This window comes from Streptomyces sp. NPDC086787 (assembly GCF_044745865.1).
Classification (GTDB): Bacteria; Actinomycetota; Actinomycetes; order Streptomycetales; family Streptomycetaceae; genus Streptomyces.
In genome coordinates this window covers 739346-748856 of record NZ_JBIVBC010000002.1, presented here as the reverse complement: position 1 = coordinate 748856, position 9511 = coordinate 739346, and the positions used below count along the sequence as shown (strand labels likewise).

The window sequence follows — 9511 nt, the reverse complement described above, 5'->3', positions numbered from 1 at the left end:
GGCGGTCGCGTTCGTAGCGGCGGATGACCTGGCCGGTGGGCCGGTCCAGGAAGGCCAGGCGGTTCAGGCCGTGCCGGGTGAGGATCCGGTGCACCGTGGAGGCGGGCAGGCCCAGGACGGGGCCGATGCGTGCCGGGCCGAGTTTGCGGTCCTGTCGCAGCCTGCAGACGTGCGCCTCGGTGGCGGCTGCGGTCCGGTGCGGTGTCCTGCGGGGGCGGCTGGAACGGTCGATGAGTCCGCTCTCGCCCTCGGACCGCCAGCGCCGGATCCACTTGTGGGCTGTGGGACGGGAGATGCCCATCTCGGCGGCGACATGGGCGACAGGGCGGCCGGAGCGGACACGCTCGACGAGCAGGCGCCTGCCGTGAACGGTCAGCCGGGCATTACGGTGGGACACGAAGACCTCCGTGCGGTGTGTTCCTAGACAGCTCCACCACATCGGAGGTCTTCGCCATGTTCAAGACCCACCAGTGTCAACAACGCTCGTGATCAATACACCTAGGGCGCCGCTCAGTTCACGATGCCGTGTTCCCAGGCCCACGCCGCGATCTCCACCCGGTTGCGGGCCGGGAGTTTGTCCTGGATGCGGCTGAGGTGGCTCTTGATCGTGCTGAGGGACAGCGTCAGTTCCTCGGCGACCTCGTGGTTGGTGCGGCCGCGGGCGACCAGCGTCACCACTCTGAGTTCCTGCGGGGTGAGCCGTCGCGCGGCCGCGTCCCTGGTCTGGGCGCGGGAGGGCCGGCCGAGGTGTTCCAGCAGCCGTACGGTCACGGAGGGGGAGATGAGCGAGTCGCCGTTGACGGCGGCGTACACGGCCTCCACCAGCAGCCGGGATCCGGAGTTCTTGACGACGAAGCCGCTGGCGCCTGCCCGCAGCGCGCCGTAGACGTACTCGTCGAGGTCGAAGGTGGTGACGACGACGATCTTCGTCTCCTCCTGGCGCAGTAGTTTCGTCGCCTCCAGCCCGTCGAGCCTGGGCATGCGGATGTCCATCAGGCAGACGTCCGGCCGCAGTCGGCGGACCGCCTCGACGGCCTCCACTCCGTCGGAGGCCTCCGCGACCACGCGGATGTCGCCCTGGCTCTCCAGGATGAGGCGGAAGCCCGTCCGCACCATCTCCTGATCGTCGGCTATCACCACTGACACGCTCAAGGCGTCTCCTCACTCCGTCTTCTCACGGCGTACGGGATGTCGCACGGGGGGTATGTCACTTCACGGGGAGCGAGGCCGCCAGTTCCCAGCCGCCCTCGGGCATCGGGCCGCTGGTGAGCTCTCCGCCGAGTTCGGCCACCCGTTCCGTCAGGCCGACCAGTCCGAAGCCGCTCGGTCTGAACCGCATCCGGCCACACTGCTGCCGGGCCGCGTCGTCGCGCACTCGGATCACCAGCCGGTTCCCGTCAGCAGCCAGCAGGACGTGCACGGTGGTGGCCGAGCGGGCGTGTTTGCGGATGTTGGTCAGGCCTTCCTGGACGACACGCTCCACGGACCGGGCGAGCTGCGGCGACCAGGCGGTGCTGTCCAGGTCGTCCTCGACGTTCAGCCAGGCGTGCTGTCCGGGCGTGGAGAAGCGCCGGACGAGATTCTCGACGGTGGTCATCACAGGGGTGACCGGGGCCTGCTGCTCGGTGCCGGGTTCGCGCAGCAGCCGGACCAGGCGGCTCATGGCCGTCAGTCCCTCCTGCCCCGTCTTCTCGATGTTGCCGAACAACTGGCGTGCGGTGTCCGGGTCGCGGGCCGCGATGTGCTCCCCGGCCTGGGCCTGGACGACGATGGCGGTGACGTAGTGGGCGACATGGTCGTGCAGGTCGCGGGCCAGGTCGAGTCGCTCGAAGTGGCGCACCCGCTCGGCGGCGGTGTGGCGTCGGCCGTCCTCGGTGCGCAGATAGCCGCCGAGCAGTGCGAAGGCCGCGGGCAGAAGGGGGAACAGTCCGTCGATCTGGTCCAGCACCGGGGTGGAGAAGAGGGAAGAAGCCCGGCCGAACAGCCGCACGACGGCCACGAACGACGCGAGGGCCGAGAGCATGAGCGGCAGTGGCCGACCGTATCGGCAGGACAGGCACAGCACACCCAGCAGACCGACGAGTTCGGCCCAGCCCGGGGTGCGCTGCAACACCGTGCCCCGCACCAGTGATGTGGTCAGCAGCGAGACTCCCGCCGCGGTCAGGGACATCGCGCAGGCCGTCCACTGGCGGCCCGCCCGGTAGGCGGGCAGTACGCCGGCGGCCGTGCCCAGGGCGAGCGCGCCGCTCGCGACGACCGCGAGGCCGACACCGGTTCTGCTGACCACGCCCGCGTCGATGACCAGCAGCACCGCACACACGCCGGCAGCGGCGAGGGCCTCGCGGGTGGGCCGCCCGGAAGGCGGGAGCACGGGGGACATCCGAGGAGGATAGAGGGCCGTTCGCGGCGCCCGTCCCGTGGGGGCCGCCGGCTTCGGCTCTTCGGGCGGGACGGGGACGGGCCGGTCGGCGGTAGTCCGGCGGATACGTACTTTCGGCCGATGCCCGGGGCACACGTACGGTCTTTCGGTGGCACCGGCGACAGCCGGTCGGCTCGCAGAATCATCGGCGTACCGACGAACAAGTCCGTCCGATCCCCAGGAGTTGTCATGCAGTCCGGTTCCAAGCGTCCCCGTGCCACGCCCCTGTTGGCGGCCGGCGTCGCCGCCATGGCGGCCGTGTCCCTGACCGGGTGCGGTCTGTTCGGCACGAGCTGGGACGTGAAGCTGGAGGTCACCGGCACCGCTGCCGCGGACATCAGTTACAGCTTCTCGGGGGACGACGACGAGACGGTGAGCGGGCAGAGCCTGCCGTGGAGCCGGACGCAGAACGTCGGGTTCGGCTTCAACCAGGTCGGGGTCGCCCACGCGCCCGCCGGGACGGGGTGCCGCATCTATGTCGACGGCGAGCTCAAGGTCGAGAAGAAGAAGCCCGACTCCCACGGCACCGTGTCCTGCTCCGTGAACGTCCAGGACTGAGGAAGTGGGGAGCTGCCGATGAACACCACCACGCTGACACCGGTGACCGTCCGGGCCAGGGGTGTCACCAAGTCGTACGCGACGGGAGGCGGCGCGGACGCCGGGGTGCAGGCGCTGCGCGGGGTCGACCTGGACATCGCCGAGGGCGCCTTCCTGGCCGTCATGGGGCCGTCGGGATCGGGGAAGTCGACGCTGATGCACTGCCTCGCGGGGCTGGACCGGCCGACGTCCGGAACGATCACCATCGATGACACCGACATCACCGCGCTGTCCGAGCGCCGGCGCACGGACCTGCGGCGTGACCGCATCGGCTTCGTGTTCCAGCAGTACCACCTGCTGTCCGAGCTGAACGGTTCCGAGAACATCCTGCTGCCGTTGCGGCTGGCGGGCCGCCGACCCGACCCGGACTGGCTGGAGTCGGTCGTGTCCGCGCTGCACATCGGCGACCAGCTCCACCGGCGCCCTTCGGAGCTGTCCGGCGGTCAGCAGCAACGCGTCGGGATCGCCCGGGCGCTGGCGGCCAGGCCCGCCGTCGTCTTCGCCGACGAGCCCACGGGCAACCTCGATGCCGCCTCCGGCCGGGACGTGCTGGAGTTCCTGCGCCACTCGACACGCGAGTTCGACCAAACGGTTGTCATGGTCACGCACGATCCGGTGGCCGCCTCCTACGCCGACCGCGTCGTCCTCCTCCTCGACGGCCGCGTCAGCGGCGAACTACAGGCGCCCACAACCGAGTCCGTGCTCGGCACGCTGCGCGAGCTGCGGGGGTGAGGACGGTGTTCAGGATGAGTGGACTGACCTCCGTGGCGGTGCGCCAGATCAGGACGCGGCCCTCGCGACTGCTGCTCACCGGCTGCACGCTCCTGGTGACGGCCTTCTTCCTCGTCGGCTCGACCGTCTTCACGGCCACACTCAAACGCCAGGTGGCCGACGAGTTGTCCGCCGTGGCCGAGAGCACGGACCTCGTGGTCACCGCGAACGGTACGGGCGACGGTGGGAGCGGGGACGCCGGCCGTCTGCTCGACGACGCCCGGATGAAGCGGCTGCGCGGCCTCGACGGGGTGAGCGAGGTGCAGCCGGTGGCCACCGGCTCGGTTCTCGTCAAGGGCGCGGGGCGCAGCCCCTACCCACTGCTCGGTACGGCCCTGAGCGGCCCGCAGTCCGTGGTGCGCGTGGTGCGCGGCACCCTTCCGGACAAGCCCGGCGAGGTGGCGGTCGCCGGCGCGCTGGGCGACCGCCCCGGGGTGGACGTGGGCAGCCGGGTCACCGTGGTCGCCCAGACGCCTTCGTCGGCGCCCCGCCCGCTGACCGTGACCGTCTCGGCCGTCGTCCGGGCGCCCGCCTCGCTCGGCAGCGCGCTGCTCACCACTCCCGCCGACGCCCGTTCCTGGCTGCACGCCGGGGGCTGGCAGCAGGCTCTGGTACGGGGCGACGGCCGCCCGGCGGCTCAGCTGCTCTCCGAGGTCCGCGCCGCCCTGGGCGGGCAGGTCGAGGCCCGCACGGGCGCCCAACTGCGGGCCGAGGAGAGCGGGAACAGCCTGATCGGCACACTCTCCACGCTGCTCACGGCGTTCGTGGTGGTCGCGCTGCTCGCGGCCACCGTGATCGTCTCCACCACCTATCGGGTCCTGCTCGTCCGGGACCAGCGGCGGCTGGCCCTGCTGCGCTGCGTCGGCGCCCGGCCGGGGCAGGTGCTGCGCTCCGTGCTGGCCCAGGCCGCGCTCTCCGGCCTGGTCGCCGGGGTGCTGGGGGCTCTCGCGGCGGTCGGCTGCGCCGCCGTGGTCACCGCTGTCGCCGGACTGGGCTCCCCGGTGGTGCCGGTGCCGTCGCTCCTCGGGTGCCTCCTGGTGTCCGTGCTGACCTCCGTCGCCGCCGCGGCCCCGGCGGCCTGGGCCGCCGCCCGCATCGCGCCGGTGGCGGCGCTGTCCACCGCGGCGGTCCGCGACGTGCCCGACCGGATCGGCCGGACGCGCGCCGTGACCGGCTGGCTGTGTCTGGCCGTTGCCCTGCTGTGCGGGGCGGCCGCCTTGGAAGGCGGCGGCCTGGCGGTGGCCGGCGCGGTGGCCTCCGGGACCGCCGTTTTCGGCGCCCTCCTCGCGCTCGGCCCGGCCCTGCTGCGCCGTACGGCGGTTGCCGGTCGGCGACTCGTACGGGCGGCGGCGGGTCTGGCCGGGGTCCTGGCCCTGCGCAACCTGTCGCGTACCGCGCGCCGCACCGCCGCCTGCGCCGTGGTGCTCACCCTGGGCCTCACCATGGTGACCACGGTCCTGGTGGTCCTGGCGTCGGTGCAGCACAGCCTGGACCGCAGGCTCGCGCTCCGGGACCCGGTCGACGCCGTCGTCGCCGTACCGCTCACCGGGCACTCGGCGCTCACCCCGGCCGTCGTGGACGCGGTGCGCGAACTCCCCCAAACCGGCGCCGTGGTGACGGTCGCGCGGGCCGACGGCGAGGCGAGCGCGGCCCGGGGCAGCCGTCAGGAGGTCGACATCCACGGCGTCGACCCATCCACCGTGCCCGCCCTGTTCGGCCCGGACGGCGGACAACTGCGCCCCGGGCACGTCGCCCTGTCCACCAGCGTGGCGACGTCTCTCGGCGCCCGCCCCGGCGAGCGGATCAGCCTGCGCTCCCCCGGCGGCAGCCTCGGCGTCACGGTCTCGTCGATCCACCCGGACACCTCGGACGCACTCGGTGGCGTCGCCCTCCTGCCCCAGGACTTCGGCCGCCTGGCGCCCGACGCCGACGTCCGCGCGCTGTACATCACCGCCGCCGACCACAGCGACCCGGCATCCCTGCGCGCGCCGCTGGACACCGCGCTGCCCCTCGACCCGTCGTTCCATCTCTCCTACCCCGGCGAGGAGCGCCACTCGCAGCAGCAGTCCATCGGCCAACTGCGCCTGATCGCCCTGGGCCTGGTGTCACTTACCATCCTGGTCGCGCTCGTCGGCGTCGCGGTCACCCTGACCCTGTCCGTCACCGAGCGTGCCCGCGAGAACGGCATCCTGCGCGCGATCGGCATGCCCGGCTCCAGCCTGTGCTCCGTGCTGGCCTGGGAGGCGGGGCTGCTCGGCCTGTACGCGGCTGTCCCGGGCCTCGTCCTGGGTACCGCCTACGGCGTGCTGCTCTTCGGTGCGCTGCCGGACCTGGGCAGTGCGACGATCCCGTACGGGCAGCTGGTCCTCACGCTGCTGGCCGCGCCGACTCTCGCCCTGGCCGCGTCCGTCCTTCCCGCGTCCCGCACAGCCTCGGCCTCACCGATGCTCGCCCTGCGGACGGATTGAGCGCCGGGGCCCGGCCGGGGCCTGCGAGCGCCGTGGCCCGGCCGGTGCCTGCGCGGCGTCGTCGGCCGAGGGCTGCTCGACGTACCGCCGGGGCCGGCCCTGACGCGGTGAACGCGGAGCCGCAGGGACCGGAGGAGCCGGAGGAGTTGGAAGCCGGAGGAGCCGGAGGAGGTGGCGGCGTGGGTTACGCGGCCGCCTTCGCCAGCTCCGCCGCGCCGAAGGAGACGTCGAAGCGGTCGCACCAGATGCTGACGCTGCTGTACTTCGCCAGGTCCACGTCCGCGGGCAGCCGGTAGTTCTGGTCGCCCTTGTTGCCCTTGAGCTTGCCGAGGCTGATGTGCGCGCCGTCGTCGAAGACACGCCAGCCGGAGACGCCCTCCTTCACCGGGGCGTCGGTGAGCAGCACGCGCAGGTCGGGGCCGTTGCTGGTGTCCAGGCCCTCCAGCCGCAGGACGCGGCTGCCGTCCGACAGCGCGAGAATCCTGACCTTGCCTTCGGTGTCGTGCTCGTGGCTGATGAAGGTGCCGGTGGCGAGGGTCTTCAGCCCCGCCGAGGCATCCTGGGAGGTGTTCTTCCCTGCGGAGTCGGCGGAGGAATCGGCGGGGGCGGTCGACACAGCCTGCGGAAGCCCCTCCCGTACGGTCTCGTCCAGGAACAGCTTCCACGGCTGGAACCAGTAAAGCCCAACGGCCAAGGCTGCGGCGGACACCGTCAGGATGGCTGTGATCAGGCGTTTCTTCGGCGTGGAGATCGTCATGCGCCCATTGAAGCCCGGTCGGGTCCGGTCTGGGCGGTCCTGCCGGTGACGAAATCCTTACGGCGCTGCGGAGATGGCGGTCGGCCTCGCAGAAGCAGCCGGCCCTCGTCGCGATCCGCAGCGACGGATGGGCGGCCAGGGCCGGAGCCAGCAGGTCCTGGCCGCGGCCGGCGGCGTGCTCAACGATTGCAGATGAGCTGTACCAGTTGTGTGACAGAGGCCGATCCCAACGCCCATGTCGAGCCGTTCCAGATGACGTACGGAGCCGGGGCGAGGCCGAGTCCGGCCGCGTTCATGACGCCCTGACCCGTGACGGCATTGCAGATGGAGGTTTCCTCGGCAACCCCGAGTTGGACGGCGCGGCCATTGACGAGTGGCACAAAACACTGTGTGGTGGTCGGGGTCGTGATGACGCTGTCACACGTGAGCGTCGCCGAGTGCACGATCTGGGTCTCGAGGAACTGGCCGAAGACCGGTTCGGTACTTCCCGGTCCCGTTGCTCCGGTGGCACCTGTCGCACCGGTGGCTCCGGTGGCACCTGTCGCGCCAGTGGGCCCAGTCGGCCCCGTGGGACCCGTTGATCCCGTGGCACCTGTCGCGCCAGTGGCACCCCTCGCTCCGGTGGGACCCGTTGGCCCGGTGGCACCTGTCGCGCCGGTGGCCCCCCTCGGTCCGGTGGGTCCGACCCTGCACTGGTCGTGGTCTGCGAGACCGGAAGCCCCTGGCTGGATCACGGTCTGCCCGCAGTCGCCGCCGGCGGCGGCACGTACCGAGGTTGTGGGTGCCGACAGTGTGCCCAGCGGGGCCGCAAGCGCGGGTTCAGCGAAGCCAAGCACCACGGCGGCCAGCGACACCGCGGCACCACCGATGTGCCACTGCCTGGGGAGCGGCCCCATGCCGGACCGGGTGCGCTTCTCAGCACTCATGCTCCATGACTCCTTCAGGGATGCGAAAAGACGAATGAGGATTCCCGCTTTCGGGGCCCTCCTGGTCAGCCTTTCGCTGCAATGGGCGGGCTACGCGGTAGACGCGCCGAAAAATCCCACTATCGGTCTATCGCACAAGAGCGCACGGGACGGCCCAGCCGAGCCGGTTTCAGCCTGCTGCGCAAGCGCGTATTGTCGGCTACCTGATCAAACCGCCCGGCTCCCGGTGCCAACTGGGTCTTGACGTCCTGATGGCCGACATCGAGGCTCCCTCGCTTCCCCTGCTGACTGGCCTCACTCGTAGTGAGTACCCCTCAGCCCGCGAGCTGTTCGACCTTGTGCTGGAAGAGTTGGGTCTGCCGCCGCCGGCTTCGGACGTCCGCCTCCAGCGCGACGCCATCGACGCCCTCGGTCGCGCGCTGCGCAACTTCGAGAACGACTTCAGGACATCGCCACCAGCCCTGGACAGGCTGTGAATGACAGTGTGGTGACGCTCGCTTCGTAGGGTCCACACACGACTGACGATCCGTTCCAGTGCCGCTGCGTTGATCGGGTACATCTTCGACCGGCCGCCCGCCTTGCCGCAAAGGATCCGATCGTGCATGACCTCGTGGCGAACCGGTCGGAATCAGTGACGTTGGTTGCGCTCCGGCCGCCCGGGTAGCGAGTGTGTAGGGAACAGCACCCAGCCCCACCGAAAGTGATGTGTTCGTGACACTTCCCGGCGGCGCCGACGGCCCTGCTGAGCGCTCGGGTGACCAGCCGCGCGTCGGCGCGCATGAGCTCGCCGATGCCGTGGAGCGTCTTGCGAACCTTTGGTCTCTAGCCGCTCAGGAAGCGACGGTGCAATTGTCCCCCCATCAGTTGCGGGCGCTTCGGACTCTGGAGACGGCACCGGAGGTGAATCTCACGGGCTTGGCGGCGCGAATGGACATAGGGCTTCCCACCGCCAGTCGTCTCTGTGACCGGTTGGAGGCGGCGGGCCTGCTCCAGCGTGCACTGCACCCGCGCGATCGTCGGGAGGTGCAGCTGCGGCTCACCGGTCAGGGGCGCCTCGTCATGGGAGATGTGGCTCGTCGACGCGCCCAGGCTCTGGCTGAGGCGTTGGCTGCCATGGAACCTGGGGAACGTTCGGCGTTGATCCGGGGCATGAAGGGCTTTCTTTCCAGCCAGCGAGAGGCGCACTTCCAGCCACCGCACACCTCGTAGGTCAGCGGCTCGGCACCGCCTCCAGAGGCTGCTCGGCGGCGCGCCGCAGTCGAGCCAGACGACGGCCGCGTCGTGGACGAGACCAACGCTGCCGGCATGTTCGAGCAGACCGTCAACGACCGCTCGCGCCGCCTCGTGCGGCGAGGTCTGCCGGGGCGGGCGCAGGATCTGACGCCTGGCGCCCACGCCCGGCCGCCGGCCGACCTCAACCGCCGGCAACTGCTCCGGCAGGAAGTCGGGCACCGAAGGCCGATGAACCCGGCCGACTCGCCAGTGGACCCGATCTCCACGGCGAACAGGCCGAATTCCTGTGACTTACGTCCGCTCCCCCGCACCTGGATCCCGCCGCGAGTCCGCTGATCTC

At 71.2% G+C, this 9511-nt stretch carries 10 protein-coding genes; 6 read left to right on the top strand and 4 right to left on the bottom strand.

Annotated elements, in window-relative coordinates:
• From ACIPK3_RS09580 to ACIPK3_RS09570, 3 genes are all read right to left on the bottom strand, one after another.
• Positions 1–397: leucine zipper domain-containing protein (locus tag ACIPK3_RS09580; protein WP_402567797.1), on the bottom strand; the 397-nt coding region annotated here is incomplete at its 3' end.
• Positions 398–510: 113 nt separating this feature from the next.
• Positions 511–1152, bottom strand: a complete 642-nt coding sequence (locus ACIPK3_RS09575; RefSeq protein ID WP_402567795.1) for a response regulator — start codon at positions 1150–1152, stop codon at positions 511–513.
• Between the two features lie 55 nt (positions 1153–1207).
• A complete protein-coding gene (locus tag ACIPK3_RS09570; RefSeq protein ID WP_402567794.1) occupies positions 1208–2380 on the bottom strand; it encodes a sensor histidine kinase in 1173 nt (390 codons plus the stop codon).
• Between the two features lie 228 nt (positions 2381–2608).
• Between ACIPK3_RS09570 and ACIPK3_RS09565 the strand changes: the two genes are divergently transcribed.
• Genes ACIPK3_RS09565 through ACIPK3_RS09555 form a run of 3 tightly spaced genes read left to right on the top strand, consistent with a single transcriptional unit; the run spans position 2609 to position 6255 of the window.
• Entirely contained in the window at positions 2609–2977 is a 369-nt protein-coding gene (locus ACIPK3_RS09565) for an MmpS family transport accessory protein (RefSeq protein WP_402567792.1), read from the top strand.
• Between the two features lie 18 nt (positions 2978–2995).
• On the top strand, positions 2996–3748 hold the full coding sequence (locus ACIPK3_RS09560; protein ID WP_402567790.1) for an ABC transporter ATP-binding protein: 753 nt from the start codon (positions 2996–2998) through the stop codon (positions 3746–3748).
• Positions 3749–3762: 14 nt separating this feature from the next.
• A complete protein-coding gene (locus ACIPK3_RS09555; RefSeq protein WP_402567788.1) occupies positions 3763–6255 on the top strand; it encodes an FtsX-like permease family protein in 2493 nt (830 codons plus the stop codon).
• A 184-nt stretch (positions 6256–6439) separates the two neighbouring features.
• Here ACIPK3_RS09555 and ACIPK3_RS09550 read toward each other — a convergent pair whose 3' ends face one another.
• Positions 6440–7012: a DM13 domain-containing protein gene (locus ACIPK3_RS09550; RefSeq protein ID WP_402567787.1), complete on the bottom strand. Its 573-nt coding sequence runs from the start codon at positions 7010–7012 to the stop codon at positions 6440–6442.
• A 1177-nt stretch (positions 7013–8189) separates the two neighbouring features.
• Between ACIPK3_RS09550 and ACIPK3_RS09545 the strand changes: the two genes are divergently transcribed.
• The 3 genes from ACIPK3_RS09545 to ACIPK3_RS09535 all read left to right on the top strand — a co-directional run bounded on the left by ACIPK3_RS09545 (position 8190) and on the right by ACIPK3_RS09535 (position 9507).
• Positions 8190–8414, top strand: coding sequence for a hypothetical protein (locus ACIPK3_RS09545; RefSeq protein WP_402567785.1), 225 nt, complete (start codon positions 8190–8192; stop codon positions 8412–8414).
• A 229-nt stretch (positions 8415–8643) separates the two neighbouring features.
• Positions 8644–9147 carry a MarR family winged helix-turn-helix transcriptional regulator gene (locus tag ACIPK3_RS09540; RefSeq protein ID WP_402567783.1) on the top strand — a complete coding sequence of 168 codons (504 nt, stop codon included), beginning with the start codon at positions 8644–8646 and terminating at the stop codon, positions 9145–9147.
• Positions 9148–9219: 72 nt separating this feature from the next.
• Positions 9220–9507 carry a hypothetical protein gene (locus ACIPK3_RS09535; protein WP_402567782.1) on the top strand — a complete coding sequence of 96 codons (288 nt, stop codon included), beginning with the start codon at positions 9220–9222 and terminating at the stop codon, positions 9505–9507.
• Positions 9508–9511 lie beyond the last annotated feature (4 nt).

Bases quoted from the DNA above. Each gene is read 5' to 3' on its own strand.
- ACIPK3_RS09560 (WP_402567790.1), top strand. From the start codon at position 2,996: ATGAACACCACCACGCTGACACCGGTGACCGTCCGGGCCAGGGGTGTC.
- ACIPK3_RS09565 (WP_402567792.1), top strand. From the start codon at position 2,609: ATGCAGTCCGGTTCCAAGCGTCCCCGTGCCACGCCCCTGTTGGCGGCC.
- ACIPK3_RS09545 (WP_402567785.1), top strand. From the start codon at position 8,190: ATGGCCGACATCGAGGCTCCCTCGCTTCCCCTGCTGACTGGCCTCACT.
- ACIPK3_RS09555 (WP_402567788.1), top strand. From the start codon at position 3,763: ATGAGTGGACTGACCTCCGTGGCGGTGCGCCAGATCAGGACGCGGCCC.
- ACIPK3_RS09550 (WP_402567787.1), bottom strand. From the start codon at position 7,012: ATGACGATCTCCACGCCGAAGAAACGCCTGATCACAGCCATCCTGACG.
- ACIPK3_RS09570 (WP_402567794.1), bottom strand. From the start codon at position 2,380: ATGTCCCCCGTGCTCCCGCCTTCCGGGCGGCCCACCCGCGAGGCCCTC.